The organism is Escherichia coli, from assembly GCF_036503815.1.
GTDB classification, from domain to species: domain Bacteria; phylum Pseudomonadota; class Gammaproteobacteria; order Enterobacterales; family Enterobacteriaceae; genus Escherichia; species Escherichia coli_F.
In genome coordinates, this window is sequence record NZ_AP027764.1 from 2,384,215 (window position 1) to 2,408,226 (window position 24,012).

General features: G+C 51.3%; 21 protein-coding genes and 2 tRNA genes. 8 read left to right on the top strand and 15 right to left on the bottom strand.

Annotation, left to right across the window (positions count from 1 at the left end):
• Positions 1-4: 4 nt before the first annotated feature.
• The 4 genes from ydhS to AABJ99_RS11460 form a co-directional block, all read right to left on the bottom strand.
• On the bottom strand, positions 5-1,615 hold the full coding sequence (gene ydhS / locus AABJ99_RS11445) for an FAD-NAD(P)-binding protein (protein ID WP_039021255.1): 1,611 nt from the start codon (positions 1,613-1,615) through the stop codon (positions 5-7).
• Between the two features lie 125 nt (positions 1,616-1,740).
• Positions 1,741-2,046, bottom strand: coding sequence for a monooxygenase (ydhR, locus tag AABJ99_RS11450; RefSeq protein ID WP_000212657.1), 306 nt, complete (start codon positions 2,044-2,046; stop codon positions 1,741-1,743).
• Positions 2,047-2,153: 107 nt separating this feature from the next.
• Positions 2,154-2,230: transfer RNA gene (locus AABJ99_RS11455), tRNA-Val, on the bottom strand.
• Positions 2,231-2,234: 4 nt separating this feature from the next.
• Positions 2,235-2,311: transfer RNA gene (locus AABJ99_RS11460), tRNA-Val, on the bottom strand.
• Positions 2,312-2,619: 308 nt separating this feature from the next.
• Here AABJ99_RS11460 and ydhQ point away from each other — a divergent pair.
• The gene (gene ydhQ / locus AABJ99_RS11465; protein WP_039021256.1) at positions 2,620-3,876 is read left to right on the top strand and encodes an AIDA repeat-containing protein; all 1,257 of its coding nucleotides are present in this window, start codon (positions 2,620-2,622) and stop codon (positions 3,874-3,876) included.
• Positions 3,877-3,916: 40 nt separating this feature from the next.
• On the opposite strand, the gene mdtK is transcribed toward ydhQ, so the two are convergent.
• Positions 3,917-5,290, bottom strand: coding sequence for a multidrug efflux MATE transporter MdtK (gene mdtK, locus AABJ99_RS11470; protein ID WP_338387561.1), 1,374 nt, complete (start codon positions 5,288-5,290; stop codon positions 3,917-3,919).
• A gap of 214 nt (positions 5,291-5,504) precedes the next feature.
• Here mdtK and ribC point away from each other — a divergent pair, with 214 nt between their 5' ends.
• The gene (gene ribC / locus AABJ99_RS11475) at positions 5,505-6,146 is read left to right on the top strand and encodes a riboflavin synthase (RefSeq protein WP_000493965.1); all 642 of its coding nucleotides are present in this window, start codon (positions 5,505-5,507) and stop codon (positions 6,144-6,146) included.
• Between the two features lie 39 nt (positions 6,147-6,185).
• On the opposite strand, the gene cfa is transcribed toward ribC, so the two are convergent.
• Both cfa and punC read right to left on the bottom strand, forming a co-directional pair.
• Entirely contained in the window at positions 6,186-7,334 is a 1,149-nt protein-coding gene (cfa, locus tag AABJ99_RS11480; RefSeq protein ID WP_000098906.1) for a cyclopropane fatty acyl phospholipid synthase, read from the bottom strand.
• Between the two features lie 290 nt (positions 7,335-7,624).
• Complete coding sequence (gene punC, locus AABJ99_RS11485; protein ID WP_039021257.1) at positions 7,625-8,836, bottom strand: purine nucleoside transporter PunC; 1,212 nt, start codon at positions 8,834-8,836, stop codon at positions 7,625-7,627.
• Positions 8,837-8,948: 112 nt separating this feature from the next.
• Here punC and punR point away from each other — a divergent pair, with 112 nt between their 5' ends.
• On the top strand, positions 8,949-9,881 hold the full coding sequence (punR, locus tag AABJ99_RS11490; RefSeq protein ID WP_000269493.1) for a DNA-binding transcriptional activator PunR: 933 nt from the start codon (positions 8,949-8,951) through the stop codon (positions 9,879-9,881).
• Here punR and purR read toward each other — a convergent pair.
• Positions 9,878-10,903 (bottom strand): HTH-type transcriptional repressor PurR, encoded by a 1,026-nt coding sequence (gene purR / locus AABJ99_RS11495; protein ID WP_000190982.1) that lies wholly within the window; start codon positions 10,901-10,903, stop codon positions 9,878-9,880. The genes punR and purR overlap by 4 nt on opposite strands.
• A gap of 298 nt (positions 10,904-11,201) precedes the next feature.
• Here purR and cydH point away from each other — a divergent pair, with 298 nt between their 5' ends.
• Complete coding sequence (gene cydH / locus AABJ99_RS11500; RefSeq protein ID WP_000102278.1) at positions 11,202-11,291, top strand: cytochrome bd-I accessory subunit CydH; 90 nt, start codon at positions 11,202-11,204, stop codon at positions 11,289-11,291.
• Between the two features lie 165 nt (positions 11,292-11,456).
• Positions 11,457-12,626 carry an MFS transporter gene (gene ydhP, locus AABJ99_RS11505; RefSeq protein ID WP_032303132.1) on the top strand — a complete coding sequence of 390 codons (1,170 nt, stop codon included), beginning with the start codon at positions 11,457-11,459 and terminating at the stop codon, positions 12,624-12,626.
• Between the two features lie 145 nt (positions 12,627-12,771).
• On the opposite strand, the gene sodB is transcribed toward ydhP, so the two are convergent.
• Positions 12,772-13,353, bottom strand: a complete 582-nt coding sequence (sodB, locus tag AABJ99_RS11510) for a superoxide dismutase [Fe] (protein WP_000007283.1) — start codon at positions 13,351-13,353, stop codon at positions 12,772-12,774.
• Positions 13,354-13,480: 127 nt separating this feature from the next.
• A complete protein-coding gene (gene mepH, locus AABJ99_RS11515; protein WP_000101187.1) occupies positions 13,481-14,308 on the bottom strand; it encodes a peptidoglycan DD-endopeptidase MepH in 828 nt (275 codons plus the stop codon).
• Between the two features lie 334 nt (positions 14,309-14,642).
• Here mepH and grxD point away from each other — a divergent pair, with 334 nt between their 5' ends.
• Positions 14,643-14,990, top strand: a complete 348-nt coding sequence (gene grxD / locus AABJ99_RS11520) for a monothiol glutaredoxin 4 (RefSeq protein WP_000108172.1) — start codon at positions 14,643-14,645, stop codon at positions 14,988-14,990.
• A 50-nt stretch (positions 14,991-15,040) separates the two neighbouring features.
• Here the strand turns inward: grxD and lhr are convergent, their stop codons facing one another.
• The 5 genes from lhr to nemR all read right to left on the bottom strand — a co-directional run bounded on the left by lhr (position 15,041) and on the right by nemR (position 22,721).
• On the bottom strand, positions 15,041-19,657 hold the full coding sequence (gene lhr, locus AABJ99_RS11525) for an ATP-dependent helicase (protein ID WP_039021259.1): 4,617 nt from the start codon (positions 19,655-19,657) through the stop codon (positions 15,041-15,043).
• Between the two features lie 92 nt (positions 19,658-19,749).
• Positions 19,750-20,397 (bottom strand): ribonuclease T, encoded by a 648-nt coding sequence (gene rnt, locus AABJ99_RS11530; protein WP_001282281.1) that lies wholly within the window; start codon positions 20,395-20,397, stop codon positions 19,750-19,752.
• A 102-nt stretch (positions 20,398-20,499) separates the two neighbouring features.
• Entirely contained in the window at positions 20,500-20,907 is a 408-nt protein-coding gene (gloA, locus tag AABJ99_RS11535) for a lactoylglutathione lyase (protein ID WP_001237796.1), read from the bottom strand.
• 80 nt (positions 20,908-20,987) lie between these two features.
• Complete coding sequence (nemA, locus tag AABJ99_RS11540; RefSeq protein ID WP_039021260.1) at positions 20,988-22,085, bottom strand: N-ethylmaleimide reductase; 1,098 nt, start codon at positions 22,083-22,085, stop codon at positions 20,988-20,990.
• 36 nt (positions 22,086-22,121) lie between these two features.
• Entirely contained in the window at positions 22,122-22,721 is a 600-nt protein-coding gene (nemR, locus tag AABJ99_RS11545) for a DNA-binding transcriptional regulator NemR (protein ID WP_039021261.1), read from the bottom strand.
• Positions 22,722-22,823: 102 nt separating this feature from the next.
• Between nemR and ydhL the strand changes: the two genes are divergently transcribed.
• Complete coding sequence (gene ydhL / locus AABJ99_RS11550; protein WP_000840481.1) at positions 22,824-23,063, top strand: DUF1289 domain-containing protein; 240 nt, start codon at positions 22,824-22,826, stop codon at positions 23,061-23,063.
• Between the two features lie 48 nt (positions 23,064-23,111).
• Positions 23,112-24,008 (top strand): aldo/keto reductase, encoded by an 897-nt coding sequence (gene ydhF / locus AABJ99_RS11555; protein ID WP_000250667.1) that lies wholly within the window; start codon positions 23,112-23,114, stop codon positions 24,006-24,008.
• Positions 24,009-24,012 lie beyond the last annotated feature (4 nt).

Here is a 24,012-nt window from a genome sequence, read left to right on the forward strand (position 1 = left end):
AGTTTTACATTTGATCAAACGAAAGACGCCGACGAGCACGGGATGCAGGCTTTACGACCGCCTGAGCCATCGCCTCACCAATTTCTGCACATGCCGTAAGTCCCTGTACGAATGGCCGGTCGTGCATCAACCAGGGCAACGCGCCGAACGCTACGCGCCCACGAATTTCTTCGGGTTGCTGTAGCGTATAATCTTCGCCAACATCAGGGATTTCATCCCCTGTTTTCTGTAATTGTTCGCGTAGTCCAGGGAAAGGAATATCTTTCACTTTAAGCGGACGCTGCCCGCGGGCATCAATAAAAACGTCAAACGAGTAGCTATCGTCTTCCGTTTTCAGGACGGTGCGCGACTCATTAATTTCCATTTCGTAGTCTTCACCGAGGGCGAGAATATGAATGATTCCCGCTTCACGTAAGGCCAGTAGTCGACGAATAGACTCTGAAGGGATTGCCGCATAATTATCGATGAAAACCCGGGCAAGGCCTTTACTGAACCGTTTATGGTCGTGTTCATTCAGATGAGGAACAATTTCCTGTACGGCTTCATGCAGGCGCAGAATGACATAACGCCAGGGAACAGTATGTTTTTCTCGTTTATTGCGTTCGACTTCCTGGAGATTTTTTTCTGCCCAGTCGAATGGGTCGCGTTGTTTGCGCTCGGCAAACCAGGCTTGAGCAAAGGAATCGACATTCAGGCTCTCTAAGGCTATGCGTTGGCTCCAGTCTGGATCAGCAAATTTGATTTCCTCTACTATTAATTCGAATACTCGATCCAAAAGGCCCTCTTCGCCTTTTTGAATCTCCGCATTTAATGCCTGTTCAGTGACGATGTGTAAGGGCTCGTAGGGAATAGGGCAATAGAAATCGGCTTCCGGTAAAATACCCGTGCGTGACATTAGCGTAATACTTAGCTTTTCACTTGTGTTATTGAGTTGATAAATAACATGTTGTTTATCATCTTCAATAAATGAACCATGTTGAATAGCCACTGCCATTGCCGCATCCAGTCCGCTCAAGGATGTTCCCATAATACCCACGTTACACGCATCAACCTTTGCTTCCATCAGGCCTGACCACGGGCTGGGAAAATACGTTCTGGTTGCTTCTTCTTCATCAGGCCAGACGTGACCCGTCGCGATCACCGCTAAATCAAACGTCTCGATGGGTAAATCCTGATTTGTAGCGAGCATGACGCCAGCATTTATAATTTTCAGATCGGTAACCTGGCATGATTCATAAACAGCCACTGCAAATTTTTGCTGTCGTGCCTGGTCTACTAATCGTAAAAATTGATCGCGGAAATATTCGCCCAGCAGAATTCGCGGTAAAAACTGGCGATCGTGCAAGGTTTCTTTTTTAACGCCATAACGCTGGAGATGGCTGGCTTCTTGCTTTTGTAGCCATTCGAGATATGTACAATAAATCGGCGGTATTTCAATACTGGCAATATTTGCCAGCATCAGTTTTGAGTTTTCCTCATCACTGTATGGCATCCCGACACCGGCTTCGTCAGCCTGCTCGAAGATAGAAATAGAAAGTGGAGTTTGTTGCTGTAGAAGCGAGAATAAGGTGTAGATCCCCGTAGGCCCGGCACCCACAATAGCAATTTTTTTCATTGTTACTTACCTGTACGCATTCTTTCGAATTTAGTGTTATCAGATAAGTTTGGTTGAAATTTTTAGAATTTGAGAAATTTCAGACAGGGATGAAAAGGGCGCTAACCGCCCTTGGTTAAAATCTGTCAGGCGAGTTTTGCCTGATTGATTTGACTCAGTGGCTCATTGACATCGAAAACTTTGGCGACAACTTCCTCAACGCCGAGATTTTTCAGTCGGGCAGTATGTTTTTCCAGATAGGCAAGGGCGCTTTTTTCATCAGTGAAAAGGTAGATCCCACCGGCTTCGTGGTTCTTTTCACTTTCTGTCCATACCTTCCACAGAAAACCAGGTTCCTGATTAATCGACTCAGCAAGCGGTTTAAGCTGCTCAGCCATTGCGTCGCCAAATGGGCCATTAAAAGCAAAATGAAGTTGTAACAAAGTTGCCATAGCGATTCTCCTTCTGATAACGCATACGAAGACAGTGTAAATCTTTTAACGTATTGGATACAGAGAAGAAACAGAGGGAAAAAGGAGAAGACCAGATTAAGAAAATCTGGTGCGTCCGAGTGGACTCGAACCACCGACCCCCACCATGTCAAGGTGGTGCTCTAACCAACTGAGCTACGGACGCAGGATGGTGCGTTCAATTGGACTCGAACCAACGACCCCCACCATGTCAAGGTGGTGCTCTAACCAACTGAGCTATGAACGCAACGTTGTAGGTGACAACGGGGACGAATATTAGCGGCAGAGTGGGAAGGTGGCAAGAGGCAAAACGTAATTTTCTGCGGTATTTCGACCGTTTGCAGAGCTTTTAAGCAAATTGGCTATATTTTGTTGATTTGCAAGGGCGATTTTTATTCAGGATCGCATTTACATCTGACACAACCCAATAATCTGTGTATCAGAGTTTAAACAGAGTTGTTTGCCACCATCTCAAAATCTGTCGTGGATAAATCCTCCGTAGCCTTTACACTTATGTAGCAATAAAGGCACACAGATGCAGCAAAGGAATAAATCATGGGATCTGATGCGAAAAACTTGATGAGCGACGGGAACGTGCAAATTGTTAAGACCGGCGAGGTCATTGGCGCGACGCAACTTACTGAAGGTGAGTTAATTGTTGAAGCTGGCGCAAGAGCCGAAAATACCGTGGTCACGGGGGCCGGTTGGTTGAAAGTGGCAACCGGTGGGATCGCCAAATGCACACAGTACGGCAACAATGGCACGCTATCGGTCAGTGACGGTGCCATTGCCACAGACATTGTTCAGTCCGAGGGAGGCGCAATTAGTCTCTCTACGCTCGCTACGGTTAATGGCCGCCATCCAGAAGGTAAATTTAGCGTTGATCAGGGTTATGCCTGCGGTTTGTTGCTGGAAAATGGCGGTAACCTGCGTGTACTGGAAGGCCATCGCGCGGAAAAAATCATTCTCGATCAAGAGGGCGGCCTGTTGGTCAACGGGACGACCTCAGCGGTCGTGGTAGATGAAGGTGGTGAATTGTTGGTGTATCCAGGTGGGGAAGCCAGCAATTGTGAGATTAATCAGGGCGGCGTTTTTATGCTGGCGGGGAAAGCCAGTGATACATTGCTTGCTGGCGGCACCATGAATAATCTCGGTGGTGAAGACTCTGACACTATTGTTGAGAATGGATCCACTTATCGTCTGGGGACGGATGGCCTTCAGCTCTATAGTTCCGGTAAGACGCAAAACCTGTCCGTTAATGTGGGTGGTCGGGCTGAAGTGCATGCTGGTACGCTGGAAAACGCGGTAATACAAGGTGGGACAGTGATCTTGTTGTCACCCACCAGCGCGGACGAAAATTTTGTCGTAGAGGAAGATCGCGCACCGGTTGAACTGACCGGGAGTGTTGCATTACTGGACGGCGCTTCAATGATTATTGGCTATGGCGCAGATCTGCAACAATCATCGATTACTGTACAGCAGGGCGGTGTGTTGATTTTCGATGGCAGTACGGTAAAAGGTGACAGTGTCACTTTCAATATTGGTAACATCAATCTGAATGGTGGAAAACTGTGGCTGATCACTGATGCGGCAACGCATGTGCAACTGAAAGTGAAACACCTGCGCGGAGAGGGAGCGATTTGCCTGCAAACCAGTGCGAAAGAGATTTCACCTGACTTCATCAATGTTAAAGGGGATGTTAACGGTGATATACACGTTGAGATAACAGATGCCAGTCGGCAAACTTTGTGTAACGCACTGAAATTACAGCCAGACGAAGACGGGATTGGCGCAACGCTCCAGCCTGCGTAAAAACACAGGCGCAACCCGTGAAGGTTGCGCCTTATCTTTACTAGCGAGCTGCTCGTTGCAGAATGATGGTTGATGGCAGACGTTGCAGGAAACGCATTCGCAGCATCATCATAATAGCTGCCGATGTCAGGCCGATAATAAACCCTATCCAGAAGCCTGCTGGCCCCATAGGCTCAACAACCAGATCGGTCAGTGCCAGAATATAGCCGCTTGGCAAGCCCAGCACCCAGTAAGCCGTAAAGGTGATATAGAAAATGGAGCGCGTATCTTTATAACCACGCAAAATCCCACTGCCAATGACCTGGATTGAGTCAGAAATCTGATATACTGCCGCCAGCAACATCAAATGCGCAGCCAGCGTTACAACCTCGGGATTGTCGTTATACAAGAGGGCGATTTGCTCCCGCAGTGAAACTGTGAATATGGCCGTCAGAGTCGCCATACAGACACCCACCATAAGGCCGGTCCGCGCTGCTGTTTGTGCATCCAGCGTTGAACCCTGACCCAGACGATAACCTACGCGGATAGTTACCGCTGCCGCCAGCGACATGGGAAGCACGAACATCAGTGAACTAAAGTTCAGGGCAATCTGATGTCCTGCGACATCAACAATACCGAGCGGAGACACTAACAGAGCCACGACGGCAAACAGCGTTACTTCAAAGAACAGTGCCAGTGCAATCGGCAAACCGAGTTGAATCAGTCGTTTCATAACCGCAGGATCGGGTTTCGCGGTGCCTTTTTCGTTACGGATATCGCGCATCGAGCGGGCGCGTTTAATGTAAGAAACCATGGCAAGGAACATGACCCAATACACCGCTGCTGTAGCTACGCCACAACCAACGCCACCGAGCTCTGGCATACCGAAATGACCATAAATAAAGATATAGTTCACCGGAATGTTCACCAGCAGGCCGATAAAGCCCATCACCATACCCGGCTTGGTTTTTGCCAGACCTTCACACTGGTTACGGGTAACCTGGAAGAACAGATAGCCCGGTGCGCCCCACAGCAATGCACGCAAATAACCCACGGCTTTGTCCGCCAGAGCCGGGTCGATATTTTCCATAGATCGGATAATGTAACCCGCATTCCACAGCACCAGCATAATAAGAACGGAAACAAAACCTGCCAGCCAGAACCCTTGTCGCACCTGATGCGCAATGCGCTCACGTCGACCGGAACCATTTAATTGCGCGATAACCGGCGTTAATGCCAGCAGCAGCCCGTGACCAAAGAGGATCGCCGGAAGCCAGATAGAAGTACCGATAGCGACCGCCGCCATGTCGGTGGCACTATAGCCGCCCGCCATCACGGTATCGACAAAACCCATCGCAGTTTGGGCGATTTGCGCGAGAATCACCGGGATTGCTAATGCTAATAACAGACGCGCTTCACTGATATACTTCTGCACGTGAACACCTTTTATTTGTAGTTATATGAGAGACTAAAAAGCCGCCTGAATGGGCAGCAAAAAGAAGAAGCAGGGGAAATTCAGTCTATTGTAGCGAGGATTTATTAATTCTCCAGTGAAAAAATAGCCATTCTTACCCCTTCACTGGTAAGGGCGTTTTCCACCTGCTATTGTGCTGAACAGAATGTCTTAACTGATTTCAGGAGTTGTGAGTATGTTTACGGGGATTGTACAGGGCACCGCAAAACTGGTGTCGATTGACGAGAAACCAAATTTTCGCACACATGTGGTTGAGTTACCTGACTACATGCTGGACGGTCTGGAAACCGGTGCGTCCGTGGCGCATAACGGTTGCTGCCTGACCGTGACGGAGATTAACGGCAACCATGTCAGTTTTGACCTGATGAAAGAAACGTTACGTATTACCAATCTTGGCGATTTAAACGTGGGGGATTGGGTAAATGTTGAGCGGGCGGCGAAATTTAGCGATGAAATTGGCGGACACTTAATGTCAGGTCATATTATGACCACCGCTGAAGTGGCTAAAATATTAACCTCGGAAAATAATCGCCAGATCTGGTTTAAAGTCCAGGATAGTCAGCTGATGAAATATATCCTGTACAAAGGATTTATTGGCATCGACGGTATTAGCCTGACCGTCGGCGAAGTCACGCCAACGCGTTTTTGCGTCCATTTAATTCCGGAAACACTGGAACGCACGACTCTTGGGAAGAAAAAACTCGGCGCACGCGTCAACATTGAAATCGATCCACAAACTCAGGCAGTGGTAGATACGGTAGAACGTGTGCTGGCGGCACGAGAAAATGCCATGAATCAACCAGGTACAGAAGCCTGATCTGAAATCGCCCCCGGAGCGGGGGCGATAGAATAGCCTCTAGCGAGCGACTCGAAGGCCGTTTTCGACTCCGCGAGAGAACACCACCTGCCAGAGCTGAATATCACGGGCGCGGAAAGCACCTGCACAGGCATTCAGATAATAGGTAAACATCCGTTTAAAGCGTTCACTGTAATTATCCGCAATTTCTGGCCATGCGGCGAGGAATCGTTCATACCACGCCATCAACGTAGTATCGTAATCAGCACCGAAGTTATGCCAGTCTTCCATCACAAAGTGGGGTTCGCTGGACTGAGCAATCTGGCGCACAGAGGGCAGGCAACCGTTCGGGAAAATATATTTATTAATCCAGGGATCAACATTCAGATCGGTTTTTTTCGAACCGATAGTATGGAGCAGGAATATGCCTTCCGGTTTCAAATTACGATCCACCACCGCAAAATAGGTATCGTAATTTTTCGGTCCGACGTGCTCGAACATCCCCACAGAAACAATACGATCAAACTGGTCGTTCAGGTCACGATAATCTTGCAGCAAAATGGTGACATCCAGGCCTTTACAGCGTTCCTGAGCCATTTTTTGCTGTTCAGCAGAAATGGTGACGCCCACCACGCTTACGTCATAGTTAGACGCCATGTAATGCGCCAGTCCGCCCCAACCACAGCCAATATCCAGTACGCGCATCCCTGGTTTTAACTGCAATTTTTCACAAATCATTTTGAGCTTCGCCTGCTGGGCAGATTCCAGATTATCGGCATCTTTCCAGTAAGCGCAGGAATATTGCATGAAGGGATCAAGCATGCGGCTGAACAAGTCATTACCCAAATCGTAATGCTCTTTGCCGACTATCCAGGCACGTTTTTTACTCTGCAGATTGAAGAGACGAGCGCCGGCAATACGCAGCGTGTCTTTGAAATGATGGGGGAGTTGGTTCTCGAGACCTGCGCGTAAGACTTTGCTAAAAAACATATCCAGTCGGTCACATTCCCACCAGCCATCCATATAACTTTCGCCTAACCCCAAAGAGCCTTCCTGCAGAACGCGTTTAAAAAAATCGGGGTTTTTGACACGAATATCCGCCGGGGCAGAACCGTTAATGGCTATACCGGCACGGCTAAGTAATTCGTTGGCGATACGGTACCAGTTGTCATCCGGTACACTGACTTCTTCTATACACGATGAACTCATAGTTTCTCCATCACTGGTCGGTGATCAGAACCTTAAAACAGCGTAGACGCTTTTTGGGCTTTGTGAGAAATCTCGCAGAAAAAACCGCGAGTCTATAATCCGACGTAGAACAGAGGGAAAGGAGGAACCCTTGCCGAAATGACCATCCATAGTGAGTCGGGAACGATCCTGTCCCCGTAAAAACATAATATTTATCGTAGCTTTAACAACTCGAAATTAGTATAGGCCGCTAATTTCAATCATACAACAAAATTTTGTTAGCAGCCTAAGTATAAGCATATCGATATAGATCAGTGTGATTCGCTATGAGCGACTTCGGCATTGCCATGATTCTGGCAGTCTACTTCTTCACAACGTTGCATCTTGTAACCCAGAGCGACCAGCACTACTGTTGATAACATCACGCTGGTGGTGGTGAGCAATGGCGTGCTGATACTGATAAGCCAGGAAACTACCAGACTTGCGAGGAAGCACAGACCCAGTTGTAGAGTGTTCTGCAACGCTGCGGCGCGACCAGTTGCATGTGGGAAAGGACGCAGTGCCTGGGCGACAACAATCGGGTAGATCGCGCCGTTGGCAATCGCCATCACACAGAATGGGATCAGGATTTCGGCCAGCGACACATGGCTAATGAAGCCCGCAGCCCAGGTCGCAATGACGCTGACAGCAAACAGCACCAGCAACCACGGTAATAACTGCTTGCCTTGCCATTTTTGTAGTGCGGCGCGACAGCCATAGCCACCAATCAGAAACGCGATAGTTTGCGGGACATAACTTAAACCAATCACTGCCGGGCTGTAACCCATTTCGCTAAGGATGAACGGTGAACCGGTCAGCCATGCAAAAAAACTGGCTGAACAGGCCGCGTAAATCAGCACATTGCCACGATAGGTTTTTGAACGCAGTAAGTCGGTAAAGGTCAACGCATCCTGACTATTGTTACGGGCCTTCGTCGTGGGTTTAAGCCAGAAAATAGGCAAAATCAGTACCACGGTAATGGCAAACAGTGTGGCGAAAATCGCCTGCCAGGAAAAATGGACCAGAAGCCAACTTCCTAAAAGAGGAGCCAGTGCCGGAGATAGACCCACTAGCGGCATGATGGTCGCAAAAATACGGTTAACTTTCTGTGAAGGATAATAATCCGTCACTAACGCTTGCCAGATAACCGCCGCCGCGCAGACACCCACAGCCTGTACAAAACGCAATACCAGCAGCGTGGCGGCGTTTTCAACCCACAGCATCCCCAGACTACCTAACGCAAAAATTGTCAGGCCGATAAATAACACCGGTTTACGACCATAACGGTCGGAGAGCGGCCCCCACAGAAGCTGGGCTGCGGCAAATCCGGCAAGGAACAGACTAAGGCTGGCACTGACAGCAGACGCAGGCGTTTGCAGGTCGGCCTGTATGGCGGCGAAAGCAGGCAGATACATATCGGTTGCCAGAAAACCGAGTACGCTCAAACCTGCCAGCCAGACTAAAAATCTTTTCCCAGGTTGCATGTATATTCTCTAAATCTCTCAATTAAACACCGCCGCAAAGTGTAGGGAGTGAAATTAGTGTTGTGAAACGGTAATATTTGATGACTGGTTTCAAAAATTTTGCAGGCAGACTATGTGGTCAGAATATTCACTCGAAGTTGTTGATGCGGTAGCGCGTAATGGTAGTTTTAGCGCTGCAGCCCAGGAGTTGCATCGCGTTCCTTCTGCGGTCAGCTATACCGTGCGTCAGCTGGAAGAGTGGCTGGCGGTGCCTCTGTTTGAACGACGTCACCGTGATGTGGAACTGACCGCTGCCGGGGCGTGGTTTCTCAAAGAAGGGCGCTCTGTTGTCAAAAAAATGCAGATCACTCGGCAGCAATGTCAGCAGATAGCGAACGGCTGGCGCGGTCAGTTAGCTATCGCAGTGGATAATATTGTCAGGCCAGAACGTACACGGCAGATGATCGTTGATTTTTATCGCCATTTTGATGATGTCGAACTTCTTGTCTTTCAGGAAGTGTTCAACGGTGTCTGGGATGCGCTTTCCGACGGGCGCGTGGAACTGGCGATTGGCGCAACACGCGCGATTCCGGTAGGCGGTCGTTATGCCTTCCGGGATATGGGGATGCTAAGCTGGAGTTGCGTTGTTGCCAGCCACCACCCGCTGGCGTTGATGGATGGCCCGTTCAGCGATGATACGTTGCGCAACTGGCCGTCATTGGTGCGCGAAGACACCTCGCGAACGCTACCTAAACGTATTACCTGGTTGCTGGATAACCAAAAAAGACTTGTCGTGCCTGACTGGGAATCATCGGCAACCTGTATCTCGGCAGGATTATGCATAGGGATGGTGCCAACACATTTCGCCAAACCGTGGCTTAATGAGGGGAAGTGGGTAGCATTAGAACTGGAAAACCCCTTTCCGGATTCGGCATGTTGTCTGACATGGCAGCAAAATGATATGTCGCCTGCGTTAACCTGGTTGCTTGAGTATCTCGGCGATAGTGAGACGCTGAATAAGGAGTGGCTGCGGGAGCCGGAAGAGACTCCCGCAACGGGTGATTAACGACGATAGTCTCGGAACGGGCCGTCAGCCACGGAGCGGCGTTCAATCAAGCGCGGATGCACTTCAATGGACTGCGGTTCTTCACGTTTGTTGACGATACGATCCAACAGCATGTTGAACGCTGTTTCACCCAGCGAATCTTTTGGCTGATGGATCGTGGTCAGCGCCGGCGTAAAATAGCGGGCGTTGCGCACGTTATCATAACCGATCAGCGAAACATCCTGTGGGACGCGCAGACCCATTTCATCAGCAGCACAAAGTGCGCCCATTGCCATGATATCGCCACCACAGAAGACGGCAGTAGGGCGATGCGGCTGCGACAGTATTTGCTGCATGGCGCGATAACCGGATTCAGGTTCAAAGTCACCCTGTACAATCCAGCTTTCCGGCACCTTGATCATCGCTTCTTCCATCGCCTTCATAAAACCGGCAAGGCGGCCTGCGCCAGTGTTACGTTCCAGCGGGCCGGGGATAACGCCGATTTCGCGGTGACCGCGTTCAATCAGATAACGCCCGGCCATGTAGCCGCCTTCGAACGCGTTATCAATGACCGCATCGGTGAAGTCTGCCTTTGCTTCACCCCAGTCCATCACCACCATTGGGATATGGCGATACTCTTCCAGCATCGCCAGCAGCGGCTCTGGGTACTCAGAACACATCACCAGCAGACCATCGACGCGTTTTTGCGCCATCATCGACAGATAAGCCCGCTGTTTCTCAAGATTATTCCACGCATTGCCCAGAATCAGGGTGTAACCTTTCTGGAAGCAATTTTTTTCAACCGCTTCAATTATCTCGGCAAAATAGGCCGCTTCGCTGCTGGTCGCCAGCAAACCGATAGACTTGGTGTGGTTAACCTTCAGGCTACGCGCCACCGCGCTAGGGGAGTAGTGTAATTCTTTGATCGCTGCCCACACGGCGTTGCGCGTTTCTTCAGCGACGAAACGTGTTTTGTTGATTACGTGTGACACAGTTGTAGTGGAAACGTTTGCTCGTTTCGCTACATCTTTTATTGTTGCCATTCCATTTCACTCCAGACCCTAACTTCAGCTCCTGCAAAATCGCAAGGTAAACGTTTGCCTTTACACACCTTACGCACAACAAAAGTGTTGCGGTACGCCGGAAAAACGACACGGAGCGTCAGGAAGGGGTCAATGGCCAGTACGCAAATAGTGTAAGCGTGGAATTTTGGCCGATCTTGACGAAAAGGGGAAGTGGTAAAAACACTTATCATTATAAATGACGGGAGATTTTTTCATCACAGTGTGTAAAAATGCGTAATATCACTTTTTGTGTGGTAATAAAAAAGGAGAAAACTTGATGAGCACCGACCTTAAATTTTCACTGGTAACAACGATTATCGTCCTCGGTTTGATCGTGGCCGTGGGTTTGACTGCCGCGCTGCACTGATTTCCTCTCGAGGGAGCGCGTTCTCCCTCGCATCTCCTTCCTGTTTGTTAGCAAAATGGCAAAAGTGTTTTCTCTTTTTGTTATTTTCATTTTTTTGTGATTGCTGTCATGCTTTCGCCACTTTAATGAATATCGCGTAATGACGCGAAGAGGTGGAGATAAGGCATGAAAATTAACTATCCGTTGCTGGCGCTGGCGATTGGCGCGTTTGGTATCGGGACAACGGAGTTCTCGCCAATGGGCTTGTTGCCCGTCATTGCGCGCGGTGTGGATGTCTCGATTCCCGCTGCCGGAATGTTAATCAGTGCCTATGCAGTTGGCGTAATGGTGGGCGCGCCGCTGATGACGCTTCTACTTTCTCATCGTGCCCGCCGCAGTGCGTTGATTTTCCTGATGGCGATTTTCACGCTTGGCAACGTACTTTCCGCCATCGCGCCGGATTATATGACCCTGATGCTTTCACGCATTTTGACCAGCCTGAATCACGGAGCATTTTTTGGTTTGGGTTCAGTTGTGGCCGCAAGCGTGGTGCCAAAACATAAACAGGCCAGCGCAGTTGCCACTATGTTTATGGGGTTAACCCTGGCAAATATCGGTGGTGTTCCGGCGGCGACCTGGTTGGGTGAAACCATCGGCTGGCGGATGTCATTTCTGGCAACGGCGGGGCTGGGCGTGATTTCAATAGTAAGTCTGTTCTTCTCATTACCTAAAGGTGGCGCAGGGGCGCGACCTGAAGTGAAAAAAGAGCTGGCGGTATTAATGCGTCCGCAGGTGCTGTCTGCATTGCTGACGACGGTGCTGGGAGCTGGCGCAATGTTTACCCTCTACACCTATATCTCTCCGGTACTGCAAAGTATTACCCACGCAACACCGGTGTTCGTCACGGCAATGCTGGTGCTGATTGGTGTCGGGTTCTCTATTGGGAACTATCTCGGCGGCAAACTGGCAGATCGTTCAGTTAACGGCACGTTGAAAGGCTTTTTGTTGCTGCTGATGGTGATTATGCTGGCAATCCCGTTCCTGGCCCGCAATGAGTTCGGCGCAGCTATTAGCATGGTGGTGTGGGGAGCTGCAACCTTTGCGGTCGTACCGCCGTTACAGATGCGCGTGATGCGTGTCGCCAGTGAAGCGCCTGGTCTGTCTTCATCAGTCAATATTGGTGCCTTTAATCTTGGAAATGCGCTGGGAGCAGTGGCTGGTGGTGCGGTAATTTCCGCTGGGCTGGGATACAGTTTTGTGCCGGTGATGGGGGCGATTGTCGCGGGACTGGCATTATTGCTGGTGTTTATGTCAGCCAGAAAACAACCTGAGGCAGTTTGCGTTGCCAACAGCTAATTAAACAAAAACGCAGAAGGATAACCTTCTGCGTTACAGTTGCTGGCAACGTGCGATTTATCTTGCCGGATGCGGTGTTAACGCTTCATCCGAGTTGGCATGGTAAGCGAAGCGCATCAGGCAATGTTGCATTTGCCATCAGTTATTATGCAGCGAGATTTTTTGCTACGAATTCCCAGTTCACCAGCGCCCAGAAGTGCTCCAGATAGCCAGGACGTGCATTGCGATAGTCGATGTAATAAGCGTGTTCCCAGACATCAACGGTCAGCAGTGGAGTCGCATCGGTGGTCAGCGGAGTACCCGCGTTAGAGGTTGAAACGATAGCCAGCTTGCCATCGCTGTTTTTCACCAGCCAGGTCCAGCCAGAACCAAAGTTTTTGATTGCTGCATCAGTAAACTGTGCTTTGAAATCGGCAAAGCTGCCAAAAGATGCGGCGATAGCTTCAGCGACTTTTCCAGTCGGTTCGCCACCCGCGTTCGGTGCCAGGCAGTTCCAGTAGAAGGTATGGTTCCAGACCTGAGCTGCGTTGTTGAATACGCCACCTTCAGAGCTGCGAATAATCTCTTCCAGTGATTTACCTTCAAACGCGGTACCTTTAATCAGGTTGTTCAGGTTAGTGACATAAGTCTGATGATGCTTGCCGTAGTGATACTCGATGGTTTCCGCAGAAATGTGCGGTGCCAGAGCATCTTTAGCATATGGTAGTGCAGGTAATTCGAATGACATTGCTACTCTCCTTTATTATTAATTTGCATACGTACAATAGCCTTATTGTGCGTATGGATAGGGTAGCAAATTAAAAGGTGAGACAAAAGATGAACTTACCCTGTTGCCGTAACAACAGGGTAAAGTTTTAGCGAAGTGTTTTTGGGGTCATTACCCGGCGAGCGCCAACATAGTGGCGCTGCCAGTAGTCTTCACTGAGAGAAGTGATTTGAATTTCCTGACCCGTACGCGGTGACTGAATAAATTTGCCGTTGCCGACATACACGCCGACATGATCGGCTGTACCGCGTCCCTGAGTACGGAAGAAGACCAGGTCGCCGTTTTTCAGTTCACTTCGTTCGATAGGGGCTGCATCACGCAGGTGATACATTTCATTCGCCGTACGCGGAATACGAATTTTCACCAAATCTTTATAAGCGTAATAAACCAGGCCGCTGCAATCAAAACCGGTACGCGGTGAGCTGCCACCCCAACGATATGGCTTACCAATTTGCTGCATCAGTTTATTCATTGCCACTTTTGTGGCTTTTTGCACCTTCGCTTTGTGTGCGTCGGCAAGGGTTCCTGACGCGGCATTTTTGACTTTCACACAATGCGATTTATAGCCCTTACGTTTGGTACACTTTTCGGTAAAGCTGGCTGAGGCCGTTTTATTGACGACGTGTTTGCTGCGAGTTTTGGCGTTTTTAGAAGCAGTAATGGAAGATTTTTTAACGGAAGAAGCGGTTTTGCTTTTGGTCGTACTTTTACTGGCGGCTTTTTTCGCTGTTTTCTGGCTGGCTTTCTGGGTCTTTTTGGTGGTTGCCGTGCTTTTCTTTTTATCTGCTTTTTTGGTGATATGAGTGGTAGCAGAACTCTCCCTGGCTTGCTTTGAAGCATGGGCCATAGGCGTTAAAGGCAGGGTGGTAAAAAGTAAAGCACAGAGCGTGATCGAAATACGGTTTATCCGCGCCACTGAGCGTCCCTCTGTTAAGGCAGGTCTATCATGCCTGCGTCTGATTTACAAAACTTGATGATTCTAATGCATAGAAGAAGAGAAAGTTAATAGCTTTTATTGTTAAAAAATACGTTTCGTCGGCGAGCGCAAAAAAATGCAGCAGTGGAAGCTAAAAATGGTTATAAATACGCCAGTTTGCCGTGCATAAGAGAAGAAACGAATATTTGAAATGCAACAAATAGAACAAAGGGATAAAATAGCAAAAGCGTGATGAAAATGTTATTTTCCGATGCCGCACTGACCCGCTACAATGTCAGATTACTGCCGTAAAGAAGTTTGAGGAAGCAAGACAATGAGCACCACTATCGAAAAAATCCAACGCCAGATTGCTGAAAACCCGATCCTGCTGTACATGAAAGGTTCACCGAAACTGCCGAGCTGCGGTTTCTCTGCCCAGGCAGTCCAGGCGCTTGCCGCATGTGGCGAACGTTTTGCCTATGTTGATATCCTGCAGAATCCGGACATTCGTGCGGAACTGCCGAAATATGCTAACTGGCCGACCTTCCCGCAACTGTGGGTTGACGGCGAGCTGGTCGGCGGTTGTGATATTGTGATCGAAATGTATCAGCGTGGCGAACTGCAGCAGCTGATCAAAGAAACTGCCGCTAAATACAAGTCTGAAGAGCCGGACGCTGAATAGTCCGTCCTGCAATACTGACGGATGCGAACGGGCATCCGTCAGTCCTTTCTCTATCCCCAATCCAGTCCTTGTGGCGAACTTGAAAATCCCGCCTCACGCAGCAGCGTAAACATCGGCGTTTGCCGGACCGGTAGGTCATTCACTTCTGTTAGCGTAAAGCGCAGCCGTGGTTCGCGACGCAGTGCGGTAGTCAGCGCGTGGAAAATCTCTGGGGCGAGTAATTCCTCTTTTTCCTGCCAGACCAGCATTTTTTTGCCACCTTGCGCCAGATAGAGTAACAATTTGCCGCCAGAAACAACCACCAGCGCACCCGCCCGACGCGTTGGTATCAGCGTCGCCGGATGTGCAGGCCAGGGCAGAAGATTTCCCCATGCATTAGCCGGATCGTTGGCAGAGAGCGCCACTGGTGTATAGTGGCGCGTTTGCGTGGCTTGTGTCGCCAGATCGCGCAATCGGTCAATAGTCAGACGTTCAGCGAATTGCGCGCCACCCAGACCTTCTACAAAACGACCTCGCATAATTCGCCCGGAGTCTTCCATACTTCGACAAAGCGTTTGCATCGATGGAAACCCGCCAGGGATATTTTCGGTTATCACCGCCTGACGACTGATGATGCCGTAGCGGTCGAGCATATTTTCCGCCAGCGCCAGCATCCTTTCGGTATCGTTTAGTGGCTCCACCTGCAATAACGACCAGCGTCCAGCCAGATTTGGTGTGTTGTAAGATAGCAGCGGCGAGACGGGTTGCGCATAGACAGGACGTCCACGACGAGCCCGGTGGCTGCGACGAGTTGAGGTGCGTGTGTTGGTACTGCTGCGGGTGAGGGCGCGTAACGGTGCCCAAATGTCGCTGGTGATGACGCCTTGCCAGACCAGCGCCCATAACGCCTCTTGCAGGGCAGAGGGATCAACCGATTCGTCGATTTTATCGCGTATCCGTTGGCTGATTTGTTGTGCAAACCAGGCTCCACCGTCAGCCAGAACAGCGATTATCGCTTGCTGCAGCGCCGAACGATTCGCCTGATCTGCTTCGGCGGGAGTGAACGATTCTGCGGCATATTCCTGTAGATGCAGTGCCACCAGACCGTCATCTTCACCCAGTTTTTTTTGCCCCGACCAGATAACCGCACCGGTTGCCAGTAATTCATCGAGCATTTCTGGCGAATAGTCGCGTACGCGGGCAGGCAGGATCTGGCTTTCCCAGAGTGAGGCGGGTAAACCGACTCCGGCAAGCTGTTCGATCACCCGCATGACGCCATCCACGCCCTCATAAACGCCTGGCGATGTTGAGGCAAAGAGTGCCGGGCTACCATCGGTGGCGGGTAATACGCCCTGACGTTCCAGCAGCAATCGCGCATAGGTCGTGGCCGCAACGGGACGTGTCGCTTCTCTGGCGGCTTGCAGCGAGCGCAAACGCAGACGACGAAATACTTCATCGCTCACCCAGATGCCTTGTTGCAGATTCATCACCAGCCCCTGTTCGCGCAGTTGCTGAAGTTGCTCTTCGACAATGGCAATACCGAGACTAAACTCATGAGCCAGTTGTTCAGACGTGACCAGAGCATGAGCCCGGAGATAGCGCAGAAAGAGGTCGCGAAGCGGGTAACTGACTCGGTGCAAATAAATCTCTGGCAGTGACTCTGGTAGTCGTACGCCGAGGGCATCGCGCAGCCTGGCGGCATCATCCATACAGGCAAGACGCTCCTGCCCGCTAATCATCGTCGGGAAGATTCGTTTTACTGCAAGAAGATTTTCCAGATACGACGCAATCTCTTCACTGCTGCCTGTATGCCGTTGCGCCAGGTCATCAACGGTCATTGGCCCCAGTTCGCGCAGCAGGTCGAACATTCCCTCTTCACCTTTCGCTCTTCTGCCAGGTGCCAGCCGCTGTAACTCTTCTTCCACCTGACGAATGACTTGCGGGTCGAGTAACTCACCAGGATCAACCTGACCGAGTAGATTGCGCAGTAACTCGCTGTCCAGCGACAGTACGGATGCCCGGCGCTCTGCCAGCGGGGCGTCGCTCTGGTACATAAATTCCGCGACATAGCCGAACAATAAACTGGCGGCGAAAGGCGAAGGCGTAGTGGTCGTTACATCGGATATTTGAATTTCGCCACCGTTCAGGCGACGCATCAAACGCTCCAGAGCGGGAAGATCATAAACATCTTGCAGACATTCGCGTAGGGTTTCGAGAATGACCGGAAAATCCGGATATCCCTGAGCGATTTCCAGCAACTGACTGGCGCGCAGCCGTTGTTGCCAGAGCGGGGTGCGATGGCCCGGCGTGCGGCCCGGCATTAATAATGCCCGCGCGGCGCATTCGCGAAAACGGGCGGCGAAAAGTGCCGAGCTGCCTACCGCCTCGCGGACAATTTGCAGCAACTTTTCTGGTTCAAACAAAAAAATCGCGGCATCGGGCAATTTACCATCGGTGTCAGGAATGCGCGCAACAATGCCGTCATCACTGGCAACCACAGACGCGTCAGCGCCCCATAGTGCATGTATTCGCCCGGCAATCGCCAGCGCCCAGGGTTCATGCACCCGTCTTCCATAGGGAGAGTGCAAAATAATACGCCAGTCGCCAATTTCATCACGGCACCGTTCGAGGACCAGATGACGACTACCCGGAACGATGCCCGTCGCGTTGCGCTGCTCGTCAATCAACCCCTGAATATTGGCGATCGTATTTTCTTCTGCCAACCACGGGGGAATAGTCCCGGAAAAGAACGCGCCATCCGCCAGTAAATGGAGAAAATCGCCGATCATCTCGCCTAATTCTGCCGGACGTCCGTTACCTTCACCACGCCAGAAGGGAAGGCGGGCAGAACGACCTGGAGCAGGAGTCACAATCACCTGATCGCGGGTGATTTGCTGGATCCGCCATGAGGTAGCGCCGAGAGTGATAATGTCGTTCACCCGCGACTCATATACCATCTCCTCATCCAGTTCACCCACCCGCCGCGAACCGGCCTGTTCTTCACCTTCGGGTAATAACACGCTATACATGCCACGATCCGGAATGGTGCCACCGCTGGTAACCGCCAACAGCTGAGCGCCAGGTCGGGCGGTCAATATACCGGTCTCCCTGTTCCAGACCAGTTTTGGTCGAAAAGCAGAAAAATCGCCAGAGGGATAGCGCCCGGAAAGCATATCCAGCGTGGCGTCAAAAACACGTCTTGGCAGATCTTTCCACGGTGCGGCACGGCGTACGCGGGAGTACCATTCGTCTGCCTGTAATGCATCCATCGCCGCGGCGGCAACGGTCTGCTGCGCAAGGACGTCGAGTGGATTATGCGGTGGTGTCAGGTTTTCCAGCCTGCCTGCGAACATACACTCAACAATGACTGCGGAATCGACTAAGTCACGCCTGGTTCGGGGGAAAAAAAGCCCTTTGGAGATACCACCTACCTGGTGTCCGGCACGTCCAATGCGTTGTAACCCACTGGCAACAGAAAGCGGCGTTGCCACCTGAATTACCAGATCCACCGCGCCCATATCAATCCCCAGTTCGAGACTGGAGGTTGCGACCACGCAGCGTAATTCACCCGATTTCAGCGCCTGTTCGGTGATGGCTCGTTGTTCTTTAGACACGGAGCCGTGGTGTGAGCGGGCAATAAAAATGTCGCTACTTTGTACACGGTTAGAGGTTGCGCCGGAGGTCGACTCGAAATGGGCCGCATCAACGGCGATAGACGGGGAACGCTGTAAGCGTGCGGCGTAAAGCTCATTCAATCGTGCCGTCAGTTTTTCCGCCAGCCCGCGTGAATTAGTAAAGACAATGGTCGAGCGATGGCGCAAAACTTCATCAAGGATACCCGTTTCAATATATGGCCAGATGGAGCCTTCCCGGCCGGCATGGCTGTCTTCGCCGGTGCCGCTGGCGACCGATGAGACATCATCCATATTGGCGACCGGTACGACAATCCGTATCTGCGGATGGCGCATTGCGGGCGGGTTGACTACCGTAACCGGGCGATCGCCACCAAGAAATGCTGCCACATCGCTGGCTGAGCGTACAGTGGCAGAAAGGCCAATTCGCTGTGCTGAGGTGTGGAGCAGCGCATCGAGCCGCTCCAGACTTAACGCCAGATGCGCACCACGTTTACTGCCCGCTACCGCGTGGACTTCATCAATAATTACCGTTTCGACGCCGCGTAGCGTTTCGCGCGCGCGGGAGGTCAGCATCAGATAGAGTGATTCGGGTGTGGTGATCAGAATATCCGGCGGATTACGGGTGAGTTTGCTGCGTTCCTGTGCAGGCGTATCGCCAGTACGGATCCCCACGCGAAGATTGACTTCCGTTTCGCCGTGCCGCCGCCGTTCATCGGCAATACCCTGTAACGGGATCTGCAAGTTGCGCTGAACGTCGGTGCCCAGAGCTTTGATCGGTGAAATATAGAGAATGCGTGAGGTTTTACGCTTATGCGCCTCGCGGGTATCTTCGCCGCCTTCGCGGAAGAGCTGATCGAGGGCGTAGAGAAATGCTGCCAGCGTTTTCCCGGAGCCAGTCGGTGCAATCACCAGCGCATGTTCGCCTCGCGCCGCCACATGCCAGGTTTGCGACTGGACAGCGGTCGGCTGTTTAAAGGCGCGAAGAAACCAGTCGCGGGTCGCCGGTGAAAACACGTCCGGCAGGGGCGATGAAGGGTTTAGATTATCTGCCATTAACGCTATTCCCCGTGAATATCATGCATGATGCGTGGAATAGCCTCACTATAGATGCCTGAATCATTGCATGTCATCAGGCATCGACTCGATTACACCTCTTCGGCGGCAGGTAGCGGCCAGCCTCCCAGACGTTTCCAGCGGTTGACGATTTCACAAAACAGCACAGCAGTGCGTTCGGTGTCGTACAGCGCGGAGTGCGCCTGGGTGCTGTCGAAGTCCATGCCAGCGGTCTGGCAAGCCTTTGACAATACGGTTTGTCCGAGTGCCAGCCCGGCCAGTGCAGCAGTGTCAAAAGTGGCGAAAGGGTGGAACGGGTTACGTTTCAGTGAGGCGCGTTCTGCGGCGGCCATCATAAAGCTGTGATCGAAATTGGCGTTGTGCGCCACCATAATGGCGCGGTTACAGCCGCTCGCTTTAATGCCTTTACGTACAACTTTAAAAATTTCGTGCAGCGCCTCGTATTCGCTGACCGCGCCGCGATCGGGATCGTTCGGGTCAATGCCGTTGAAGGCGAGGGCCTCTGGCTGCAAATTTGCGCCGACAAATGGTTCGACGTGGAAATGTAATGTGGTGTCCGGCATCAGCCAGCCTTGTTCATCCATTTTCAGGGTGATGGCGGCAATCTCAAGCAGCGCATCGGTTTTGGCGTTAAATCCAGCTGTTTCAACATCGATCACAACAGGATAAAAACCACGAAAACGGTCGCACAGACCGGTAAGTTGAGCGTTATCGGACATCTGATTCTCTTAATACGGATAAATTGCAGCGCACATTATGACAAATATTACTTGTCGATGCAGTAAAGATGCGGGCGCGATGAGTTCACGCCCGGCAGGAGATTAGTTGCCCAGACCGCGACCGGCGTCTTTCTCTTCGATTAATTCAATTTTGTAACCGTCCGGATCTTCCACAAACGCGATAACCGTAGTGCCGCCTTTTACCGGACCCGCTTCACGGGTGACGTTACCGCCGTTCTGACGGATTTTTTCGCACGCTTCAGCGGCGTTATCTACGCTAAGCGCGATGTGACCATAAGCAGTGCCGAGTTCGTATTTATCCACGCCCCAGTTGTAGGTCAGTTCAATCACCGCTTCTTCGGTTTCCGGGCCATAGCCAACAAACGCCAGTGAGTATTTGTATTCCGGGTTTTCGCTGGTACGCAGCAGTTTCATGCCCAGTACTTTGGTATAAAAATCGATGGAGCGTTGCAGATCGCCAACGCGCAGCATGGTATGAAGAAGACGCATCTTTATATCCTCAAAATGGCTAACAGATTCAAAATGTTGTTTTAGTATAGCGGCGGCTTTGCGCCGCTCGCAATGTTGGATTACAGCGTCGGGTAATCGGTATAGCCTTCCGCGCCGCCACCGTAGAAACTTTCGGCACGCTGTGGGTTAAGCTCAGCTTTGCGCTGCAAGCGGGCAACCAAATCCGGGTTCGCAATCCAGTCACGACCAAATGCCACCGCATCAATCAATCCTTTGCCGATCAACGTTTCGGCTTTTTCTACCGTGTAGGCACCTGCGCCGATAATCGGACCGTGGAAACGGGCGCGTACTTTTTCGCGGAACGCGTCAGTATACGGTTGGCCTCCCGCCCAGTCCGGTTCGGACATATGCAGGTAAGCTATGCCACGTTTGCCCAGTTGTTCAATCAGATATAGTGCATCGGCTTCTTCATTTGGGCCATTATCCGTGTTCTGGAAAGTACCGATTGGCGAAACACGAATGCCAATGCGGTCGGCTCCCCATTCTTCAATCCCGGCATCGACCACTTCCAGCACCAGACGTGCGCGATTTTCCACGCTGCCGCCGTACTGATCGGTACGATGGTTTGAAGAAGGAGAAAGGAACTGATGCAGTAAATAACCGTGAGCAGAGTGTAGCTCCACCAGATCAAACCCAGCTTCACGGGCGTTAGCGATGGCCTGGCGGAAATCATTGACGATGCCCGGAATCTCTTCCCGTTCCAGTGCACGTGGCATGGATGTTTCAACGCGGATCGCCTGACCTTTTTCATCGCGCAGAGAAGTACGCGTTCCCGCGCTAAGTGCAGAAGGCGCTACCGGTGCCTGACCGCCAGGCTGCAGGCTGGCGTGAGAAATTCGCCCCGTGTGCCAAAGCTGCACGGCCATGTGACCATTTTCAGCATGGACTCCCGCGGTGATTTTTTTCCATGCGGCAATTTGCTCTGGGCTATGGATGCCAGGCGCACCGGCATATCCTTTTGCCTGGGCAGAAATTTGCGTGGCTTCGCTAATAATCAAACCGGCACTGGCTCGTTGGCGATAGTATTCCGCCATCAACGGGGTAGGGATGTCACCCGGTTCAATACTGCGCAGACGCGTCAGCGGTGCCATAAAAATACGGTTTGCCGCCGTGATCGCGCCCACTTTCAGTGGGGAATACAGTTTTTCAGATGACATAAAGGCTCCCGGTGGTCTGGTGATAAAAAATGCCTGCTAAACGGCAGGCGTCGCAATAATGGTTTTTACATGGGCCAGCGCGTTTTCCAGTGGCTCGAAACTGCGCGAAATTTTGGCCTGCAAATTCGCGCCAAGCCACAGTGCGTAAAGCACTTGTGCCTGTTGCAGCGGTTCGCCACAAAAGGTTAAACAATGGTTCTCACGGCCATTTTCCAGCGCCTGAGAGAGCAGGGCGATTACGCCGCGAGCCCCTTTATGCATCGCGCTGCGCATATCTTCTGACAGATCGCACACTTCGGCAGAGAGTTTTACTGTCAGGCAACCACTGATGGTTCCATGTTGGCAAAACTGGTTCAGTGTTTGCTGGTAATAAGCCAGTATGCGGTCGCGGTAGTTACCTTCGCCGGATTGCAGCAACTCCGTCAGTCGCTGGTGATATGCGGCGTAATGGCGCTCAAGCATGGCAACGCCAAACGCTTCTTTAGAGCGAAAGTAGTGATAGAAGGACCCTTTCGGCACTTCAGCCGTTTTTAGTAATTCGCTTAGCCCCATCCCGGTGAATCCACGTTGCAGGCAAAGTTGCTCGCCCGTCGCCAGGAGATGTTCGCGAGTATCATGTTCGGTGTGTTTGTTCATGTGTTGGAGTGTAGTAGACCAGTCGGTCTAGCGCAAGCAAAGTTGCTACTTTGGGCATTAACAGCTTCAATAGTGGTAATAATCTTATCTGAGGAGGGCGAAGTGGCGGAGCAATTAGAGTTCTTTCCCGTCCAGAGCCCGTGCCGGGGAATTTGCCAGTCTGACGAACGCGGATTTTGTCGCGGCTGCTTTCGCAGTCGGGATGAGCGTTTTAACTGGAATAAAATGAGCGATGGCGAAAAACAAGAGGTACTGCGCCTTTGTCGGCAGCGGTTAATGCGCAAATTACGTGCAAATAAGCCAGCGTCATCAGACGAACCGGAGCAACCATCACTCTTTTGAGCATAATCTTGCGTATACTCCTCTCATATCTGATAAGAGGAAGCGATTATGGTTCAGCGTATTACTATTGCGCCGCAAGGCCCGGAGTTTTCCCGTTTTGTGATGGGCTACTGGCGATTGATGGACTGGAATATGTCCGCCCGTCAGCTGGTCAGCTTTATTGAAGAGCATCTGGATCTCGGCGTAACTACCGTGGACCACGCTGATATTTATGGCGGCTATCAGTGCGAAGCAGCGTTTGGCGAGGCGCTGAAACTGGCACCTCATCTGCGTGAACGGATGGAAATTGTCAGCAAATGCGGTATCGCGACGACCGCGCGTGAAGAAAACGTCATTGGTCATTACATTACTGACCGCGATCACATCATTAAGAGCGCCGAACAGTCGCTAATTAATCTTGCGACCGATTATCTGGATCTACTGTTAATCCACCGACCAGACCCGTTAATGGATGCCGATGAAGTGGCGGACGCCTTTAAACATCTGCATCAGAGCGGCAAAGTTCGCCATTTTGGCGTATCGAACTTTACGCCTGCGCAATTTGCGCTGTTGCAATCACGCCTGCCGTTTACCCTTGCCACTAATCAGGTGGAAATATCCCCGGTGCATCAGCCGTTACTGCTGGATGGCACGCTCGACCAACTGCAACAACTGCGTGTTCGTCCGATGGCGTGGTCCTGCCTTGGTGGTGGTCGTCTGTTTAATGATGATTATTTCCAGCCTCTGCGTGATGAACTGGCTGTGGTGGCGGAGGAGTTAAACGCGGGCTCTATTGAACAGGTGGTTTACGCCTGGGTATTACGTTTACCGTCGCAGCCGCTGCCGATAATCGGCTCCGGTAAAATTGAGCGCGTGCGAGCAGCTGTTGAAGCAGAAACCCTGAAAATGACTCGCCAACAATGGTTCCGTATCCGTAAAGCGGCACTGGGTTACGACGTACCGTAAGCAC

Bases quoted from the DNA above. Each gene is read 5' to 3' on its own strand.
- nemR (WP_039021261.1), bottom strand. From the start codon at position 22,721: ATGAACAAACACACCGAACATGATACTCGCGAACATCTCCTGGCGACG.
- purR (WP_000190982.1), bottom strand. From the start codon at position 10,903: ATGGCAACAATAAAAGATGTAGCGAAACGAGCAAACGTTTCCACTACA.
- sodB (WP_000007283.1), bottom strand. From the start codon at position 13,353: ATGTCATTCGAATTACCTGCACTACCATATGCTAAAGATGCTCTGGCA.
- ribC (WP_000493965.1), top strand. From the start codon at position 5,505: ATGTTTACGGGGATTGTACAGGGCACCGCAAAACTGGTGTCGATTGAC.
- punC (WP_039021257.1), bottom strand. From the start codon at position 8,836: ATGCAACCTGGGAAAAGATTTTTAGTCTGGCTGGCAGGTTTGAGCGTA.
- lhr (WP_039021259.1), bottom strand. From the start codon at position 19,657: ATGGCAGATAATCTAAACCCTTCATCGCCCCTGCCGGACGTGTTTTCA.
- punR (WP_000269493.1), top strand. From the start codon at position 8,949: ATGTGGTCAGAATATTCACTCGAAGTTGTTGATGCGGTAGCGCGTAAT.
- ydhP (WP_032303132.1), top strand. From the start codon at position 11,457: ATGAAAATTAACTATCCGTTGCTGGCGCTGGCGATTGGCGCGTTTGGT.
- ydhR (WP_000212657.1), bottom strand. From the start codon at position 2,046: ATGGCAACTTTGTTACAACTTCATTTTGCTTTTAATGGCCCATTTGGC.
- nemA (WP_039021260.1), bottom strand. From the start codon at position 22,085: ATGTCATCTGAAAAACTGTATTCCCCACTGAAAGTGGGCGCGATCACG.
- ydhS (WP_039021255.1), bottom strand. From the start codon at position 1,615: ATGAAAAAAATTGCTATTGTGGGTGCCGGGCCTACGGGGATCTACACC.
- ydhQ (WP_039021256.1), top strand. From the start codon at position 2,620: ATGGGATCTGATGCGAAAAACTTGATGAGCGACGGGAACGTGCAAATT.
- ydhF (WP_000250667.1), top strand. From the start codon at position 23,112: ATGGTTCAGCGTATTACTATTGCGCCGCAAGGCCCGGAGTTTTCCCGT.
- gloA (WP_001237796.1), bottom strand. From the start codon at position 20,907: ATGCGTCTTCTTCATACCATGCTGCGCGTTGGCGATCTGCAACGCTCC.
- rnt (WP_001282281.1), bottom strand. From the start codon at position 20,397: ATGTCCGATAACGCTCAACTTACCGGTCTGTGCGACCGTTTTCGTGGT.
- cfa (WP_000098906.1), bottom strand. From the start codon at position 7,334: ATGAGTTCATCGTGTATAGAAGAAGTCAGTGTACCGGATGACAACTGG.
- cydH (WP_000102278.1), top strand. From the start codon at position 11,202: ATGAGCACCGACCTTAAATTTTCACTGGTAACAACGATTATCGTCCTC.
- grxD (WP_000108172.1), top strand. From the start codon at position 14,643: ATGAGCACCACTATCGAAAAAATCCAACGCCAGATTGCTGAAAACCCG.